Origin of the sequence: Streptomyces sp. f51, assembly GCF_037940415.1 — a bacterium.
Classification (GTDB): Bacteria; Actinomycetota; Actinomycetes; order Streptomycetales; family Streptomycetaceae; genus Streptomyces.
Genome location: NZ_CP149798.1, coordinates 6,455,845 through 6,472,956, shown reverse-complemented (window position 1 = coordinate 6,472,956; position 17,112 = coordinate 6,455,845). Strand labels below are relative to the sequence as shown.

General features: G+C 71.7%; 19 protein-coding genes. 12 read left to right on the top strand and 7 right to left on the bottom strand.

Annotated features, from left to right (window positions below):
- Positions 1–54: 54 nt before the first annotated feature.
- The 4 genes from WJM95_RS28050 to WJM95_RS28035 all read right to left on the bottom strand — a co-directional run bounded on the left by WJM95_RS28050 (position 55) and on the right by WJM95_RS28035 (position 2,586).
- Entirely contained in the window at positions 55–456 is a 402-nt protein-coding gene (locus WJM95_RS28050) for a hypothetical protein (RefSeq protein ID WP_339132672.1), read from the bottom strand.
- Positions 453–917: a hypothetical protein gene (locus WJM95_RS28045; protein WP_339132670.1), complete on the bottom strand. Its 465-nt coding sequence runs from the start codon at positions 915–917 to the stop codon at positions 453–455. The genes WJM95_RS28050 and WJM95_RS28045 overlap by 4 nt, the downstream gene beginning before the upstream one ends.
- Positions 918–1,004: 87 nt before the next feature.
- Positions 1,005–1,844, bottom strand: coding sequence for a helix-turn-helix transcriptional regulator (locus WJM95_RS28040; protein WP_339132668.1), 840 nt, complete (start codon positions 1,842–1,844; stop codon positions 1,005–1,007).
- 10 nt (positions 1,845–1,854) lie between these two features.
- Positions 1,855–2,586: a DUF6879 family protein gene (locus tag WJM95_RS28035; RefSeq protein ID WP_339132666.1), complete on the bottom strand. Its 732-nt coding sequence runs from the start codon at positions 2,584–2,586 to the stop codon at positions 1,855–1,857.
- A 189-nt stretch (positions 2,587–2,775) separates the two neighbouring features.
- Here WJM95_RS28035 and WJM95_RS28030 point away from each other — a divergent pair, with 189 nt between their 5' ends.
- The 3 genes from WJM95_RS28030 to WJM95_RS28020 all read left to right on the top strand — a co-directional run bounded on the left by WJM95_RS28030 (position 2,776) and on the right by WJM95_RS28020 (position 4,167).
- Positions 2,776–3,279, top strand: a complete 504-nt coding sequence (locus WJM95_RS28030) for a hypothetical protein (protein ID WP_339132664.1) — start codon at positions 2,776–2,778, stop codon at positions 3,277–3,279.
- Positions 3,280–3,472: 193 nt separating this feature from the next.
- Entirely contained in the window at positions 3,473–3,907 is a 435-nt protein-coding gene (locus WJM95_RS28025; RefSeq protein WP_339132662.1) for a hypothetical protein, read from the top strand.
- A gap of 68 nt (positions 3,908–3,975) precedes the next feature.
- Positions 3,976–4,167, top strand: coding sequence for a hypothetical protein (locus WJM95_RS28020; protein ID WP_339132660.1), 192 nt, complete (start codon positions 3,976–3,978; stop codon positions 4,165–4,167).
- A gap of 46 nt (positions 4,168–4,213) precedes the next feature.
- On the opposite strand, the gene WJM95_RS28015 is transcribed toward WJM95_RS28020, so the two are convergent.
- Positions 4,214–4,468 (bottom strand): hypothetical protein, encoded by a 255-nt coding sequence (locus WJM95_RS28015; RefSeq protein ID WP_339132658.1) that lies wholly within the window; start codon positions 4,466–4,468, stop codon positions 4,214–4,216.
- Positions 4,469–4,775: 307 nt separating this feature from the next.
- On the opposite strand from WJM95_RS28015, the gene WJM95_RS28010 reads away from it, so the two are divergent.
- The 3 genes from WJM95_RS28010 to WJM95_RS28000 all read left to right on the top strand — a co-directional run bounded on the left by WJM95_RS28010 (position 4,776) and on the right by WJM95_RS28000 (position 7,771).
- Positions 4,776–5,402, top strand: a complete 627-nt coding sequence (locus WJM95_RS28010; RefSeq protein WP_339132657.1) for a hypothetical protein — start codon at positions 4,776–4,778, stop codon at positions 5,400–5,402.
- A 152-nt stretch (positions 5,403–5,554) separates the two neighbouring features.
- The gene (locus tag WJM95_RS28005) at positions 5,555–6,625 is read left to right on the top strand and encodes an ATP-dependent DNA ligase (protein WP_339132655.1); all 1,071 of its coding nucleotides are present in this window, start codon (positions 5,555–5,557) and stop codon (positions 6,623–6,625) included.
- 168 nt (positions 6,626–6,793) lie between these two features.
- Positions 6,794–7,771 (top strand): DUF3048 domain-containing protein, encoded by a 978-nt coding sequence (locus WJM95_RS28000; protein ID WP_339132653.1) that lies wholly within the window; start codon positions 6,794–6,796, stop codon positions 7,769–7,771.
- A 13-nt stretch (positions 7,772–7,784) separates the two neighbouring features.
- Here the strand turns inward: WJM95_RS28000 and WJM95_RS27995 are convergent, their stop codons facing one another.
- Positions 7,785–8,249: a MarR family transcriptional regulator gene (locus WJM95_RS27995; RefSeq protein ID WP_339132651.1), complete on the bottom strand. Its 465-nt coding sequence runs from the start codon at positions 8,247–8,249 to the stop codon at positions 7,785–7,787.
- Positions 8,250–8,490: 241 nt separating this feature from the next.
- Between WJM95_RS27995 and WJM95_RS27990 the strand changes: the two genes are divergently transcribed.
- The 6 genes from WJM95_RS27990 to pcaD are packed head-to-tail and all read left to right on the top strand — an operon-like array spanning position 8,491 to position 13,767.
- On the top strand, positions 8,491–9,303 hold the full coding sequence (locus WJM95_RS27990) for a CoA transferase subunit A (RefSeq protein ID WP_339132649.1): 813 nt from the start codon (positions 8,491–8,493) through the stop codon (positions 9,301–9,303).
- A complete protein-coding gene (locus WJM95_RS27985; RefSeq protein ID WP_339132647.1) occupies positions 9,303–9,947 on the top strand; it encodes a CoA transferase subunit B in 645 nt (214 codons plus the stop codon). The genes WJM95_RS27990 and WJM95_RS27985 overlap by 1 nt, the downstream gene beginning before the upstream one ends.
- Positions 9,948–9,957: 10 nt before the next feature.
- Positions 9,958–10,725 carry a protocatechuate 3,4-dioxygenase subunit beta gene (gene pcaH, locus WJM95_RS27980; protein ID WP_339132645.1) on the top strand — a complete coding sequence of 256 codons (768 nt, stop codon included), beginning with the start codon at positions 9,958–9,960 and terminating at the stop codon, positions 10,723–10,725.
- Positions 10,722–11,291 carry a protocatechuate 3,4-dioxygenase subunit alpha gene (pcaG, locus tag WJM95_RS27975; RefSeq protein WP_339132643.1) on the top strand — a complete coding sequence of 190 codons (570 nt, stop codon included), beginning with the start codon at positions 10,722–10,724 and terminating at the stop codon, positions 11,289–11,291. The genes pcaH and pcaG overlap by 4 nt, the downstream gene beginning before the upstream one ends.
- Positions 11,288–12,637 (top strand): 3-carboxy-cis,cis-muconate cycloisomerase, encoded by a 1,350-nt coding sequence (gene pcaB / locus WJM95_RS27970; RefSeq protein ID WP_339132641.1) that lies wholly within the window; start codon positions 11,288–11,290, stop codon positions 12,635–12,637. The genes pcaG and pcaB overlap by 4 nt, the downstream gene beginning before the upstream one ends.
- Positions 12,634–13,767: a 3-oxoadipate enol-lactonase gene (pcaD, locus tag WJM95_RS27965; RefSeq protein WP_339132639.1), complete on the top strand. Its 1,134-nt coding sequence runs from the start codon at positions 12,634–12,636 to the stop codon at positions 13,765–13,767. Before pcaB ends, pcaD begins: the two co-directional genes overlap by 4 nt.
- A gap of 67 nt (positions 13,768–13,834) precedes the next feature.
- Here pcaD and WJM95_RS27960 read toward each other — a convergent pair whose 3' ends face one another.
- Positions 13,835–16,501, bottom strand: a complete 2,667-nt coding sequence (locus WJM95_RS27960; RefSeq protein ID WP_339132637.1) for an AAA family ATPase — start codon at positions 16,499–16,501, stop codon at positions 13,835–13,837.
- Positions 16,502–17,112 lie beyond the last annotated feature (611 nt).

Genomic DNA, 17,112 nt, shown 5'->3' with positions numbered 1-17,112 from the left:
GCCAGGGCGGTCCGGCCCCTACGCGCTGCCGACCACGGGGCCGACCGCGAGAGTTCAGATGCGGGTGCCCACCGCCAGGGTGTCGTTGCCCGCGAGACGGGCGATCGCGCGCAGCATGACCGCTAGGCGGCGCTCGCCGAGATCGGTCACTGCGGCCAGGGTGACCTGCCCGATACCCACCATCGACAGCGTCAGCCCGAGGAACGCCCGCTGCTCCTCGTCCAGGCCGAGGCTGTAGACCCGGCCTGTTAGCCCCTCCCAGCGGACCGGTGACCAAGCCGGCGCGTCCAGGAGACCGAGCACGCTCAGCACGCTGCGGCGGGCGAGGATCGTCCCTTCCTCGACGAGGGCCTGCGCTGCGGCCCGGTCCCCGGCAGTCTTCACCGAGGCGAGCAGGCGCTTCGCTGGCTCGTCGAGCAGATCGCCGTCCGCGGTCTGGGCCGAGGTGACGGTCATGCGAATGCCTCCGTGGAAAGTCGGGGCCCGCCGCCGGGACCGAGCGCGGCGCCGAGCAGGACAGGGTCAGTGAGTCGTCCGGTGCCGTCCGGGCGCTCCAGCCAGACGCGGCCGCGCACCGGGTACAGCACCGGCGGGCAGCGCAGCACCCAGCCGCGGGGGTGGACGGTGAGGGTGCGGGCGTCGCCCAGCTCCTCACCGAGCGTGGGCGGGAGCAGCCACCAGGCGAGGCCCGTGGTGACGTCGCCGAGGACCGGGCCGCGGCGCGGCTGGTCGATGCGCCGGAGGGCGTCCATGGTCCGCGCGAGCGTCGTCTCGGCGACCATCCAGTGGCCGCCGCTGGGGAACGGGCCGAGTTCGTCGGCGTCCCAGAGGGACCGTATTTCGGCGGGGATGTCGGCGCAGGCGAGGAGCCAGTCCTGTCCCGCCTGCCGTTCGTACAGGGCAGGTTGTAAGGCCATGACCAGCAGGTTAGGGACCGGCGCGAATCAGGACCCGGTCTGATTCGCGAATATTCGACGGCGCTCCTCGGCGATTCGCCGTGATGCTTACGGGCGGTCCGTGAACTGACTCCGGGCCCGGGCGATGAGCCGCCGGGCGTGGGTCCCGTAGACCGCGGCCTGGTCGAGGGTGTCCCACACGCGGCGGTAGAGGGCGCAGCTGTCGGTGTCGTTCAGCCACAGCTCGGCGTGCCAGTCCTCGACGACCGTGAGGCGGTCGTCGTAGAGCCAGAACGAGTTGGCCGGCGGGACGCCGACCTGCGCGCCGATGGGGACGATGCCGAGGCGGACGGTGTCGAGGCCGATCGCGCTGCAGAGGCGGTCCAGCTGCGCGGCCAGGACGTCCGGTGGGGCGACGCCCGCGTGCAGCGCGGCCTCCCAGAGCAAGAGGTGGAAGGTGCGGCCCGGCTGGTACAGCAGCTCTTGCCGCCGGACCCGGGCGCGGACGGCGTCCTCGACGTCGCGGGGCGACTGGTGCAGCTCCGCGTACCGGGTGAACACGGCGCGCGCGTAGTCCGGGGTCTGGAGCATGCCGACGACCATGGAGCCCTGCCACGCGCGCAGCTCCGTGGAGCGCTCGTACTCGATGGTGAGGACGTCCTGCACCGGCCGGTGCCCGGCCCGCAGTTGGCGCCGCCAGGACCGCGTGTGCGTCTCCAGGCCCTGGAGCCGGGCGGTGAGTTCCCCGGCCGTCTCCGGAGCATCTACAGCTGCGGCCCACGCGGTGACGTCGTCCGTGGTGGCGGTCTGCCGCCCGGTCTCCAGCTTGGAGACCTTGGCCTGCGGCCACTCCAGCACGGCCGCCAGGTCCCGTTGGGTGCGCTGGCCGCGCAACTCACGGAGCCGGCGGCCGAGCGCCTCGCGGGCCTGCTGGAAGTCCGTTGCCACGGTTGGGAAGCTACCCGCTGAACTGGCCGTAGGGCACGGCAAAGTGCCAGGCGGCCTCGCGGACCTGCGCGTAGCGGAGCACCTGCACGGGATCGGTGATCAGCTCGACCTCGGTCAGGTTGTCGACGTCGTCATGGTGGAGCAGGGCGACCACTCGTGCGTCGAAGAGCCAGAAGTCCTCACGCGGGAGCCCGAGTTCCTCGGCACGGGTGCGGGTCAGGACGCGGATGTCTTCGCCCACCGCGGTGTTCCGGCGGGCGTTGTCGAGGAGGTACCGCTGCCCGGCGGTGGGCGGCTCGTCGAGGATCCGCACCCGCTCGAACCGCTTCCCGAGCGCGGACTGTTCGCGGCGGCCGGCGCACCACGGGTCGTCGAGGTCCCAGTCGACGCGGCCCTCGGCGAGGAACTGCGCGTAGGTGTCGGTGGTCTCGTCGGAGGCGTAGCGGCGGCGGGTCTCCAGGCGCCAGGCGGAGTGCTTCAGCTTGGCGAACATGCCGCTGAAGTCCTCGAAGCTGATGAGCTGGGACACGTGCACGGGCTCCTTCGGGCCGAAGTTGGCGAGCAGCTCGCGGGGCACGGTGACCGCGGCCTCGCCGTCCGCGAGGTCGAGCTGCGCCACTTCGGCGGGGTCGGTCACCGGGTCGCCCTGCACGACGTAGGTGTCGGTGCCGGGCTCGGTGTAGAGAGTGGGGCATCCGTCGTTGCCGGAGTTCGTGCCGACTTTCCACATCCGTCGCGCCATTGCCAGTCCCTTCGTCGGTCCGGTGATCTGCCGCGCACCGTAGTGCGGACAGGGACGCCCACAACAGGGCGCCAGACATGCCCCTCGGTGACACTACGGTGACGTTGTGTAACGGAAGGGATACAACGCCCCCACGTCTCGATGCGACAGAGCAGCATCCGTCATCTGACCATCTGTCCTTGGGGGACCATGCGTACCAAGCTCGCGATTGCGACGACGACAGTCGCGCTCAGCCTTCTGCTCGCCGCCTGCGGCGGTGGCACCAGCGCCGCGCCTCACCAATGGGCGACGCCCTCAACCTCCACGTCGGCGAGCCCCAGCACCGATACCGCGACCAAGGTCCGAGCCTGGGCAGATGCTGGCGGCTTCGATTCCCTCAACACCCTCGCGAAGAGTCTGGGGCAAGTGGAGAAGGACTCGGACCCGGTGGACCTGGCGGCGCTGCAAACCAGTTGTGCGCAGCTCACCGCGGACGTCGAAGGGATTGCGCAGGAAGACCCGATGCCGGACGAAAAGCTGGCCGCACGCTGGAAGCTGGCACTGGATCATCTGGGAAAGTCCGCCTCCGCATGCACCGTGGGCGCGAACAGCGAGGACCAGGCGTCGTTCGACCTCATGGCCGCCGAAATGTCCATCGGAACCGACCACTTGGACGCCGTGGCGAAGCGGGTCAACCAGATCGCCCGGAGCTAGCGGACAGATGACGTGCTGCCCGAGACCTCCGAGACCACTCCGGGCATGGACAGGCCCACCCCAGCCCGAAGAAGTCAGCATGTACTGTCCTGCCGAAAGAGTCGCTGAGCAGGTGCGACGCGAGAATCCGGGGGACAGCGTGACTCAGTGCACGGCCGTGACGCAGAAGGGGACCCGCTGTAGCTTCTCGCTCATGGTCTGGCACGGCATCGGCCCTCATCCGCAGGTCTGTCAGCGCCACGCCACCCCGGAGCAGAAAGCGGCATCGACAGCGGCCTTGGACGTCCCCATCGACATCGCCACTGCGGACCCGGCCAGGGTGTTTCCCATGGTGTCGATCACTCCGAAGCGAGTGATCAGCGACAGCCCGATCGGCTGGGTCGCGAAGATCCGAGGCACCAACAAGAGGTACGTGTACGCGCGGACGTTCCTCGATCGCAGTGGCCCGCCTTACGGGTGGCCGCTGCCTGGAAACGGCTTGTACGAGTGCCGCGAGATCGGGGCGCTGGGAAAGTTCTCCGGCTTCTTCGTAGTGAAGGGCACTTTCCGCCGCCGGGTGGAACTGGTGACCCCGGAGCAAGCGGCCAAAAAGGCGCACCGGATGGGCCGCAAGCCCGCCGAGGATTGAGCTGTATGCGGTCGGCGAGGGGGCGCCCAGTTCGCGGGCGCCTTCAACGTCTATGCGTCGCCTGGAACATGTACCCGCCCGACGAGGACGGCGGCCGGCGCGTCCGCGCCGACGGCACCATCCTCGGCCGCGCGTTCTCGGTCCGGGACGTCGTCGCGTTCCTGCAAGAGGCCGGGCTCCAAGGCTGGGACGAGATGGACGTCGTCCGATCCGAGCTGATCGAGTGGCGCGGTGGCGGGCCGGATGCCTGGGAACACTGACGCGGGCAGCCGTTCCGCCGTGACAACGGCTGCCCGCGCCGCGCCGTCAGGTCTTCGGCGGGTTGCCCTCGCGGCCCCATCGGGTGGCCCAGTACAGATCGCGAACTGGCACGTACTCCTGGAACGCCTTCATGGCCTCGGTCTGCGCGTCGCGCTCCGCCTTGGTCAGGACGGGAGGATCTTCCCCGGGGGCAAGGGGCTTGGGATCACCCATGATGTTGCGCAGGACCCCGTATGCCTCGCTCACGCGGTTCAGGGCAACCCTGTACCGCGCTTCCAGTTCCTCGTACGACTCACTCATCTCGGTTCCCTTCCACCCGCTCCAACGAAGTGGACCGGGAGGGTACGTCCGCGACGACGAATCTGCAAAGCAGCACCGCGAAGGCGCACTTCTGGACGCGTGCCCGCTCATCGCATGCCGGCTTCACGGGTTCGCCGCCAAGCGTTGTGCGCCCGCCGACCGAGGCGCAGCCGGAGCTTGTTGTCCTCTGACAGGGGAACTTGACCATTTGCCGGGCGAGTTCGACCGGGTCGGTTCTGTGGCGGCGCTGCCGGTCGATTCGGCAGTTCAGTGACCATATGTCAGAACTGGGTGGTAGACATCGGCTGTGGACACTGATGACTCCCGCCTGCCATCTGCCGATCACCCTGCCGGGATCGCCTTCGGACGAGGGTGCCAGGCCCTGGAATCGGGGGACCGGGAACGCGCACGCAGCCTGTTCGAGGAGGCAGTTGGCGGGTCCGGCCCGCAGATGCTCTGGCACGTGGCCGAGGCATGCCTGGAAACCGACCAAAGCGCATTCTGGATGCGTCGGGCCGTGGTCTCGGAGAGCGAGCCGGGCGGCATCACGGTAGACCCCGGCGCGCTGCGCATCCTGGGGGGCAACGGCGATATGTTTCAGCAGCACTGGGAGATCGCGGTCGAGTCGAACGACCCGGCCCGTGCGGTCGCGGCGCTCACCGCCGCGGAACGGCGCCTGGGGCGCGTGCTTGAGGACGGCCGCGAACTCTCGCCGGAGGAGGCCGAAGATGTCATGGCCGACACCGACCTCTACAGCCCCAACTACGTCGCCGTCGACGACACGGTCCCCCGCGTGTGGATGGACTGCAAGGGCGGGATGTTTCCGCACATGGCCCGCACCACGCTGCGCATCGTGGCAGACGAACTGCGCAAGGCCGGGGTACGGCGCGCACACCTGTTCACCCGTCCCGCATCGCAGCCCTCAGACAGCTAGCGACGACCGCCGGCGGGGCCGGGAACCGGGCGGCGTCTCACACTCCTCCCACAGCCCGGCCGCGAAGCGGCGGTAAAACCGCAGGACAAGCGGACCCTGTCGGACGGAAGACGCGACAGGCGGACACCCTGGACGGCTCTTAGAGTCGAAGTATGGATCTGCCCGTCATGCCCCCCGTGAAGCCGATGCTCGCCAAGTCCGTGGCGAAGATCCCGCCGGACATGCACTACGAGGCGAAGTGGGACGGGTTCCGGGCGATCGTGTTCCGTGACGGGGACGAGCTGGAGATCGGGAGCCGCACCGGCAAGCCGCTGACCAGGTATTTCCCGGAGCTGGTGGAGGCGTTGCGGGAGCGGCTGCCGGAGCGGTGCGTGATGGACGGGGAGATCGTGATCGCCAGGGAGGGGCGGCTCGACTTCGACGCGCTCACCGAGCGGATCCACCCCGCGGACTCACGGGTGCGGATGCTGGCGGAGAAGACCCCCGCGTCCTTCGTGGCCTTCGACCTGCTGGCCCTGGCCGACACCTCCCTGCTCGACGTGCCGCTGGGCGACCGGCGGGCGCTGCTGGCGAAGGCGCTGACCGGGGTGACGGCGCCCGTGCACCTGGCGCCCGCGACCACGGACCGCGAGGTGGCGCAGCGCTGGTTCGAGCAGTACGAGGGCGCGGGGCTCGACGGGGTCATGGCGAAACCTCTCACGCTTCCGTATCTGCGGGACGAGCGGGCCATGTACAAGATCAAGCACGAGCGGACGGCCGATGTCGTGGTGGCCGGCTACCGCTTCCACAAGAGCGGGCCGGTCGTCGGGTCGCTGCTGCTGGGGCTGTACGACACCGGCGGCACGCTCCAACACGTGGGCGTGAGCGCCGCGTTCACGATGAAGCGGCGGGCGGAGCTGGTGGAGGAGCTCGAGCCGCTGCGGCTGGAGGACGTGACCGGGCATCCGTGGGCGGCCTGGGCGCAGGAGTCGGCGCACGAGTCGGCCAGGCTGCCGGGCGCGCCGAGCAGATGGTCGGCGAAGAAGGACCTGTCCTGGATCCCGGTCCGGCCCGAGCGGGTGGCCGAGGTGGCGTACGACCACATAGAGAACGGCGTACGGTTCCGCCACACGGCCCGCTTCCGCCGATGGCGTCCCGACCGCACCGCCGAGAGCTGCACGTACGGACAACTGGAGGAGCCGGTCGGCTACGACCTGGCGGAGATCCTGGGGCCGCGGAGCTGACGCACCGGGCACGGAACCACGTCGTCCGCGACCCCGTTCACCCCCGCAGGGATCGTCCCGTCGAACCGGTCACCTCACTCGCCACGCGTAATCAGAAACGATCGGGTAAAGCCACCGATGAACTGATGAACGCACAATCGATGGCACGGGACAGGTGGCACGGTGGGCATGCGGAAGATGGTGCGGAACGGGCGGGGCGGGTGGACGGCGGCGCTGGTGGCCGTCACGGTGACGGGCTCCCTGATGGCGGGCTGCACCTCGGGGGGCGGACGCGCCGACGACAGGCGGTCCCCGAGCCAGAGCCAGAGCCCGAGTCGGAGCGCCACGGCGAGCACCGGCCCGGTGCTCGCGGTGAAGATAGACAACGCGCCCGACGCGCGCCCCCAGACGGGGCTCGACGCGGCGGACGTGATCTACGCGGAGCAGGTCGAGGGCGGTCTGAGCCGGCTGATGGCTGTCTTCGCCAGCACCCTGCCGGCCGCCGTCGGACCGGTGCGCAGCGCCCGCGAGTCGGACCTCGAACTGCTGAGACAGTTCCACCGGCCGACGCTCGCGTTCTCCGGGGCCCAGCGCAAACTGCTGCCGCTGATAGACAGCGCCCCGCTGGTTCCCGAGCCCGCGGGGAAGGTGCCCGACGCCTGGTACCGGGGCACGGGCAAGGCCGCGCCGCACAATCTGTATCTGCGTCCGCGCCGGCTCATGGACTCCGCGCCCGGTGACGCCGCGCTGACCACGGGCTTCCGTTTCGGCGCCGCCCCCGCGGGCGGCACGCCCGAGGCCTCCCGCACGGTCCGCTTCCCGTCCGCCCGCTTCACCTTCACCTGGTCCGCCGACCGCGGACGGTATCTGGTGGCCATGGACGGCACCCCGACCGTGACGACCGACGGCAGGACGGTGGCTCCGGCGACGGTGGTCGTCCAGTACGTCAAGGTGACCAAGTCGAAGTACCACGACGTGCTCGGCAACAACTCGCCGTTCTCGGAGTCCGTCGGCACGGGCAAGGCGCAGGTGCTGCGCGACGGCCGCTCCTTCGACGCCACGTGGAACCGCCCTGGGGCGACCGACGGCACCCGGTTCACCGCTCCGGACGGCACGCCGATGAACTTCGCCCCGGGCCAGGTGTGGGTGGTGCTCGCCCAGGCGTGAGGTCCGGCGGTCCTCAGTGCGGCGCGCGGAGGGGTTCCGCCGGGTTGCGGAGCCCTTCGGCGGCGTCCGAGACCCGCTGGATGAGGTCGAGGAAGACGCCCTGTTCCTCGGCGGAGAGGGGGGCGAGGAAGACCTGGTTCATCCGCGCGGTGCGCACGGTCAGCTTCCGGTGGACGCGCACCCCGTCGTCCGTCAGGCGCAGCAGGAAGCGCCGCCCGTCCTGCGGGTCGCGCACCTTGTCCAGCAGCGCGCGCCGTCCGAGCCGGCTGACGACCTCGGCGATCGTGGACCGGTCGAGCCCCACCCGCTCCCCCACCGTCCGCTGGTCGAGGCCGGGTTCGGCCACGAGTGCGTTCAGGACCGCGAACTGCGGCGAGGTGATCTCCTCGGAGACCATCGTGTTCCACAGCAGGTAGTGCGCCTGCTGGAGCCGCCGGGCCAGGTGCCCGGGGTGGGTGGAGAGGTCCACCGCGGCCATGTGCGCTCCTCGGGTCCGGTACGCGCTGACGCGTCGAAAATTCGTTGGTGCACTGAACGATACCTGGCGGCCCCGACGGCTGTCCCGACGTCCACGACCGCGCCGACCGCCCGCAACGGCCCCCATGCGGAGTCTTGACGGACCGAAGTCCGGGTGACAGCGTGTTGAGCACCTCGACAAATTAATCAGTGCCCTGACTAGTTTGTCGCGCGGGACACTCGGGAGAGATGGGGCTTCACGGATGGACAAGGTGGTCGCCACGGCACTGGAGGCGGTGGCCGATGTACCGGACGGCGCTACCCTGGCGGTCGGCGGGTTCGGCCTCAGCGGTGTACCGAACGTGCTGATCCGGGCCCTCCACGAGCGTGGCGTCCAGGGGCTCGGGGTCGTCTCCAACAACTGCGGGGCCATGGACTCCGGGCTCGCGACCCTGCTCGCCGCCGGCCGCATCGCGCGCGTCACCGGCTCGTACATCGGCGCGAACAAGGAGTTCGCCCGGCAGTACCTGGCCGGCGAGCTGGAGGTCGAGATGATCCCGCAGGGCACGCTGGCCGAACGGCTGCGCGCGGGCGGCGCCGGGATCCCCGCCTTCTACACGCCCGCCGGGGTCGGCACCCAGGTCGCCGAGGGCGGACTGCCCTGGCGGTACGACGGCAAGGGCGGTGTCACGCTGGCCTCCCCGCCGAAGGAGGTGCGCGAGTTCGACGGCACCGAATACGTGCTGGAGCACGGCATCCGCACCGACTTCGCGCTGGTACGGGCCGCCAGGGGCGACCGTCACGGCAATCTCGTCTTCGGCAAGTCCGCCCGGAACTTCAACCCGCTCGCCGCGATGGCGGGCCGGGTGACGATCGCCGAGGTCGAGGAACTCGTCGAGCCGGGCGGGATCGACCCGGACGCGGTTCATCTGCCGGGCATCTTCGTCCAGCGTGTCGTGGCCCTGACCCGGGAACAGGCGGAAGCCAAGATGATCGAGAAGCGGACGGTCTCGGTGCCGGCGGCCGGCGCGGCCTACGCGACCACGGGCACGACCGGCGGACCGGTGGGCGCGTGATGGCCTGGAGCAGGGAGGAGATGGCCGCCCGCGCCGCGCGTGAGCTGAAGGACGGCCAGTACGTGAACCTCGGCATCGGCCTGCCGACGCTGATCCCCAACCATCTCCCCCCGGGCGTCGAGGTGGTCCTGGAGTCGGAGAACGGCATCCTGGGCACCGGCCCCTACCCGGCCGAGGACCAGGTCGACCCCGATCTCATCAACGCGGGCAAGGAGACCGTGACCGTCCTGCCGGGTGCCTCGTACTTCGACTCCGCGCTCTCCTTCGGGATGATCCGCGGCGGGCACATCGACGTCGCGGTGCTGGGCGCGATGCAGGTGTCGGCCGGCGGCGACCTCGCCAACTGGGCCGTCCCCGGCAAGATGATCACCGGCATCGGCGGCGCGATGGACCTCGTCCACGGGGCCAGGACCGTCATCGTCGTGATGACGCACACCGCCAAGGACGGCACGCCCAAGATCCTCCGTGAGTGCGAACTGCCGCTCACCGGGAAGGCCTGCGTGAACCGGATCATCACCGATCTGGGCGTCCTCGACGTCACCCCCGACGGACTGCTGCTGGTCGAGACCGCGCCGGGGGTCACGGCCGCGGAGATCGCGGCGAGGACCGCCGCCCCCGTCCTCACCCCCGCCCCCGGACGCTAGGAAGGCGACCATGGCTCCCACCCAGTCGGAGATCGACGCCGAGATCGACGATCTCCAGGACGCTTACGACAAGACGGTGGCCGGCGGCGCGCCCGTACGGCACCACCCCGCGCGTGACTATCCGCCGTACCGCAGCTCGCGGCTCCGCCACCCCGAACGGCCGCTGGTCGCCGTGAGCGGCGACCCGGAGACGGTCGAACTGTCGGGCCCCGTCTTCGGCGTCACCGACATCACCGGGGTCGACAACGACCTCACCCTCCAGCACCGGGGCGAGCCGATCGGCGAGCGGATCACCGTCTCGGGCCGGCTGCTCGACCGCGAGGGCCGTCCGGTGCGGGGCCAGCTCATCGAGATCTGGCAGGCCAACGCCGCCGGGCGGTACGCCCATCTGCGCGAGCAGCACCCGGCTCCGCTCGACCCCAACTTCACTGGCGTGGGGCGGACCCTGACGGACGCTCAGGGACGGTACCTGTTCACCACGGTCAGACCGGGATCGTATCCCTGGGGCAATCACACCAACGCGTGGCGGCCCGCGCACATCCACTTCTCCGTCTTCGGCACCGCGTTCACCCAGCGGCTGGTGACCCAGATGTACTTCCCGGGCGACCCGCTCTTCCGCCACGACCCGATCCTGCGGTCCGTGACGGACACGGCGGCCCGCGACCGGCTGATCGCCGCCTACCGCCACGATCTGTCGCGGCCCGAGTTCTCCATGGGCTACGCCTGGGACATCGTCCTCGACGGTCCCTCCGCCACCTGGATGGAGGAGGGCCGTTGAGCACGACCGAGCGCCCGCTCCCCACCCCCGCCCACACCATCGGCCCCTTCTACGGCCACGCACTGCCGTTCCCGGGCGGCGGCGACATCGCGCCGCAGGGCCACCCCGACACGATCACCCTGCGCGGCCATGTGTACGACGGGGCGGGTGCCCCGGTCCCCGACGCCCTGCTCGACTTCTGGCAGGCCGCGCCCGACGGCTCCCTGACGGGGACACCCGGCTCCCTGCGCCGCGACCCGTCCACGGGCGGCTTCCTCGGCCGCAACGGCGTCGACTTCACCGGCTTCGGCCGGGTCGCCACCGACGCCGACGGCCACTACGTCCTGCGCACGCTCCCGCCGCGGAACGCCGGGCAGCCGTACATCGCCGTGTGCGTGTTCGCGCGCGGTCTGACGCACCATCTGTTCACCCGCGCCTACCTGGCCGACGGCCGGGACCCGCTGCTCGACGCACTGCCCGACGAGCGGCGCGCCACGCTGATCGCGACCCAGGACGCACCGCGGACGTACCGTTTCGACATCCGTCTTCAGGGCGAAGGCGAGACGGTCTTCCTGGAGTTCCAGTGACAGCTGCCGACCCCGTCACGACCGACCTCGGTCTGCTCGCTCCCGGCCGGGCGGGCTCCCCGGCGTCGGCCGCGACGAGCGACACCGCCTATCTGGGGGCCCTGCTCGACGCGGAGGCCGCGCTGACCCTGGCCCAGGCGTCGCTGGGGCTGGCTCCGGCCGGGGCCGCGGCGGCGGTGACCCTCGCCGCCCGTGCCGCGGACTTCGACCTCGCCTCGATCGCGCTGCGCGCCAGGAGCGGCGGCAACCCGGTCATCCCGCTGGTGGCGGACCTGACGGCCGCCGTCCCCGACGAGTTCGGCCCGTACGTCCACCGGGGCGCGACGAGCCAGGACATCCTGGACTCGGCCACCATGCTCGTCGCGGCCCGCACCCTGGACCTGGTCCTGGAGGACCTGGAACGGACGGGGAACAACCTCGCCGGGCTCGCCGAGCGGCACCGGGACACCGTCCTGCCCGGCCGCACCCTCACCCAGCACGCGGTGCCGACGACCTTCGGGCTGAAGGCGGCCGGATGGCGGTCCCTGGTGCTCGACGCCAGGGACCGGCTGCGCGCCGTACGGATCTCCCTGCCCGCCCAACTGGGCGGAGCGGCGGGCACCTTGGCCGCCTTCACCGCCTTCGGCACACCGGACACCCGGGCCCTGACCGCCGCGTACGCCCGTGAACTCGGTCTGGCCGAGCCCGAGTTGCCCTGGCACACCCTGCGCACCCCGGTCGCGGACCTGGCGGGCGCCCTGGCGTTCACGGCCGGCGCGCTCGGCAAGACGGCGGTCGACGTGCTCACGCTCTCGCGCACGGAGATCGCCGAGCTGGCCGAGGGGTCGGGCGGCGGTTCGTCCGCGATGCCGCACAAGGCGAACCCGGTGAAGGCCACCCTCGTCGCCTCGGCCGCCCGGCGCGCACCCCTGCTCGCCGCGACGCTGTACGGCGCGATGGCGGCCGAGGACGAACGCCCGGCCGGGGCCTGGCACTCCGAGTGGGAGCCCCTGCGCGATCTGCTCCGGCTGACCGGAGGTGCGGCCCGCGACACCGCCGAACTGACCGCGGATCTGCGGGTCGACGCCGACGCCATGCGCGAACACCTGGGCCTCACCCATGGGTTGATCGTCTCCGAACGGCTGGCCGTCGAACTCGCCCCGGTCCTCGGCCGGGAGCGCGCCAAGGAACTGCTGACACGGGCCGCCGGACGGGCCGTCCGGGAGGGGCGGGCCCTCGCGGACGTGCTCGGCGAGGAACCCGCTCTCCGCGATCTCCCCGGGGCCGGCCTCGCGGACCTCACCGACCCGACCCGCTACACGGGCTCCGCCGGAGTCCTCACCGACCGTGCTCTGGAGCGACGTTGACCGCGAACCTGCTCACCCATCGCGCCGAGGGATCCCCGTCCGCTCCCCCGCTGATCCTCGGGCCCTCGCTCGGGACCTCGTACGCCCTGTGGGACAGGGTCGCGCCCGAACTGTCGGCCGCTCACCGGGTGGTGCGCTGGAACCTCCCCGGACACGGCGGATCCCCGGCCGGGGCGATCGGTCCCGGAGCGACGGTCGCGGACCTGGCCGCGCTCGTGCTGGAGCTGGCCGACTCGCTGGACATCGGCCGATTCGCCTACGCCGGTGTGTCGCTGGGCGGCGCGGTGGGCCTGCACCTGGCGGTCCACCATCCGGAGCGGATCTCCTCGCTCGCCGTCATCTGCTCCTCGGCCCATTTCAACGGCGCGAAGCCATGGGAGGAACGGGCCGAGCTGGTACGCCGCGAGGGTCTCGAACCCCTCGTCGCGACCGCCGACGCCCGCTGGTTCACCGCCGGTTTCACCGTGCCGGACCTGGTCCGGGACCAGCGCGAGGCCGACCCCGGGGCGTACGCGGCCTGTTGTGACGCGCTCGCCGCGTTCGACATCAGGGACCGGCTGGCCTCGATCACCGCGCCGACGCTGCTGATCGCCGGACGCGAGGATCCCGCGACACCGCCGGCGCACCTGCGGGAGATCGCGGACGCGGTGCCGGGCGCGGCGCTCGTGGAGATCCCCGGCGCCTCGCACCTGGCGCCCGCGCAGTGCCCGGAGGCCGTGCTGACGGCGCTGCGGGCGCACTTCTCGGGGGGCGTCGCCCGCCTCGGCACGGCGGTACGCCGTGAGGTTCTCGGCGACGAGCACGTGGACCGTGCGCAGGCGCGCCAGACCGGGTTCACGGCCCGGTTCCAGGACTTCATCTCGCGGTACGCCTGGGGCGAGATCTGGACCGACACGACGCTGACCCGGCGCGAGCGCAGCATGATCACGCTGACGGCGCTGGTGGCGCACGGCCACCTCGACGAGCTGGCCATGCATGTCCGGGCCGCCCGGCGCAACGGCCTGACTCCGGAGGAGATCGGCGCGGTGCTGCTCCAGACGGCGGTCTACTGTGGAGTCCCGGCCGCCAATGCGGCGTTCGCGGTGGCCCAGCGGGTGCTGACGGAGGAAGCGGACTCCACACCGGAATGAGACCCGAAGCGGGCGCACCCCTGGGCAGGCCGTGGGCGCCCGCCCCGGGGAGGCTTGCCGCCGCTCGTCACAGGCCCCTCAGCGCCGCCTCCGCCTTGGTCACCAGGCCGTCCGCTCCACAGGTGCGGGCCAGGGTCAGGCCCTTGTTCAGTTCCGTCACCGAGCGGGACGCGATGCCGTACTCGATGCGGGCCGCCGCGTGTTCGTACTGGCAGGGAGAGGCCTCCAGGTACGTCACCGCCTGGGCCGCGAGCCGGACCGCTCGCTGGCCCGTCTCCAGGGCCGCGGCACACCGCAGCGCTTCGCCGATCGCCGTGTCGGTGCCGAACCGCTCGGCCTGACGGCGGGCGTCGGCGGCCAGGGAGGCCGCGCGCGAGGGGTCCTCGTTGGCGAGCGCCCGCGCGAGGTCGACGGCCCAGGGGGCGAGCACCGTGTTGTGGTGGCCTCGGGCGGCGGCGGCCTTCTCCGCCGCCTCCAGTTCGTTGACGCCCTCCTTGGTCCGGCCGACGGCGAGCAGCAGACGGCCGCGCACCGAGCGGGTGTCCGGAAGGACGATCGTGGTGGGGTACGGAGGCGCGAAGCCGTAACGCTCGGCGATCTCCGCGGCCTGCTGCACGTGCCCGCGGGCCAGCAGGGTGTCGATGAGTCCGCACGTCGCCGACCAGTACAGGGGCAGTCCGCGTCCGACCCGCTCCGCGAGGCGCAGCGATTCGCGTTGGTAGTGCTCCGCGTCGGCGAGCCGGCCCCGCCTGCGCAGGGCGAGTCCGAGGTAGGCGTTGGCCAGGGAGAGGTGTCCGCCGCTCCAGCCCGCCTTCACATAGGCGTGCAGGGCCTCGCTGAACAGGCTCTCGGCCCGGTCCAGCCGGTCCGTGTAGGCGTACGCGCTGCCCAGCATCAGCAGGAGTTCGACGCCCCACTCGGTGTCGGTCCAGGCGAGTCCGGGTGCGAGGCGGCCGTTGACGAGGGCCCGGTCGCAGAGTTCCGCGACCTCCTCGGCGTTCTCGCCTCGCGTCATCGCGTCGAAGCCGCGCAGTATGAGGAGCGCGCGCTCGGAGTTGTCGCGGCCCGTGCAGGTCGTGACGAGTTCCGCGAGACCGCTGGAGTGCCCGGCGCGCTCCTCGCCCGCGTGGATGCCCTCCCACATGTAGTGCACGGCCTGGAGCCGCATCCGGGCGGGTCCCGGCTCCAGCCGTTCGACCTCGGTGTCGACGGTGCGGACGGCCTCGTCCAGCTGGTTGTTGTGGAGCAGGGCCTGGGAGAGCCGGAAGACGGCGTCGACCCGCTCGGTGTCCTCAAGTCCCGGACGGTCGAGGGCGGCCCGCAGATGACCGATGGTCGTGGACGGCGCGGTCAGCAGCGTGGCGCAGCCCAGTTCGTAGAGCACCCGCGCGTGCACCTCGGGAAGCGGTGGCTCCTTCAGCGCGCGCTCCAGGCAGCGCCGGGCCGCGTCGGGGGCGCCGACGGCGAGGTGTTCGCGGGCGGCTTCGCGCATCTGCTCGACCAGTTCGGGGTCGTCGTCCGGATGCACTTCGAGGAGGTGACGGGAGGCCGCGGCGGCACCGCGTCCGGATTCGGTGACCGCCCAGGCCGCCTGACCGTGCATCGCGGTGCGCAGGGCGTCCGGGATCGAGCGGTAGACGGCCGTCGCGATCAGCGGGTGCACGAACTCCAGCTCGCCGTCCGGCCGGTGGCCGTTGGCGGGCGCGACCGCGGTCAGGATGCGGGCGGCGCCCAGCAGTTCGGCGCAGCGGGAGGCCTCGTCGTCCGGCATGCCCGCGAGTTGGGCGGCGAGGTCGAGGGAGATCCCGGTGCCGAGGATGGCGGCCGCCCAGGCGAACCGGGTGGCGTCGATGCCGAGGCCCTCCAGGCGGGCGACGAGTCCGCGGCCGCGTGCGGAGCGGTTCAGCTCGCGCAGTTCGGCGGCCGAGGCCTCGACCGGATCCAGTTCGCTGTCCTGGACTTTGGCGAGCAGTTCGACGGTCTCGTACGGGTTGCCGCCGGTCACCGCCCACACCTCGCGGCAGAAGGGCGCGTCGGCGTGCTCGCCGAGCGTGGCGCGGGTGAGTCCCTCGGTGGCGGCCGGGGTCAGCACGGTCAGGGTGGCGAGCGGACGGCCCGCGGCGGTCACCGCGTCCAGCAGCCGGGCACTCTCGCCGCTGACCCCGCCGGGCCTGCGGGCCACCACGACGAGGACCGCCAGGTCCTCCAGGCGTTCGGCGAACGCGGCGAGCCAGCGCAGGGTCTCCTGGTCGGCCCAGTGGGCGTCGTCGACGAGCAGGACGAGCGGCCAGTCCCGCTTGGCGAGCCGCCGCACCGCGGCGACCAGACCGTCGCAGACGCCCTGCGGGTCGGGCTGCCGGTCACCGGGTTCGGCTATGCCGAGAGCGGGACCGGCGACGTCGTACCAGTCCCCGAGGTACTCGCGTGCCTCCTCCGGGAGCAGCGAGACGAGGGCAGGCTGGAGCAACTGCCGTACGACATTGAAGGGGACGGACGTGACGGTCTCGCCGCCGCGTGCCGACCACACGGCGCAGCCCCGGCTCTCCGCGATCCTGCGCGCCTCGGCGAGGAGCGCGGTCTTGCCGAGCCCCGCCTCTCCGCCGATCACGAGCAGGGTGCCCGAGGTCGCGGAGTCCGCGCGCAGCGCGGTGATCGCCTCTTCGAGAGCGGCGACCTCCGCATCGCGCTCCCACAGGGAAGCCGAGGCGACCGTTCCTGGCCGTGCCTCCGTCATCCCGCTACCTCCCCAGGTCGCCCAAACGACGTAACTCCCCCGAGCCTAGCCTCCTGGAAGCCGTGACGGAGGCGGGACCCGGGAGCAGTTGCCGGACCGGGCGGCGACGATTCCACGAAGGCCCGGACACGGAACACCCGTTGCCCGTGAAGGGAAGTGACGGGCAGTCAATCACGGGGAAAATGAAGGTAATTTTCCTTCTCCGTCCGGCGGTCCGGGCGACGGCCGCCGGACCCGCGAGCTCCCTCGGGAGGTACCGGCACGAGCGCCCCCGCGTGCGGCCGTGACCTGCACGCCCTCTCCTCCCGGGTCCGCCGGGGCCCTCCCGGCGGGCACCGCGGACCTCGCGTCGAGCCCGCCGGAGCCGGCGGGCTCGGCGTCACCGCCGGCCGCCGCCTCTCCACCGGAGGGTGACGGAGGGCACGAGCTGCTCGCGCGGCACGTTCACTCTTGGCACAGGCGTTCTTCATCCGTCCGGTGAGGGTTCTGGTTCGCGTCGCGCGCCCGTCCGACCCCTCCTGCGGCATGCTCGCGTCAATCCAGGCGGCGGTGGGAGCAGCCTCGGGGATCTCCGGGGGGCCTCGGGGGGCCTCGGGGGGAACCCTCTCATC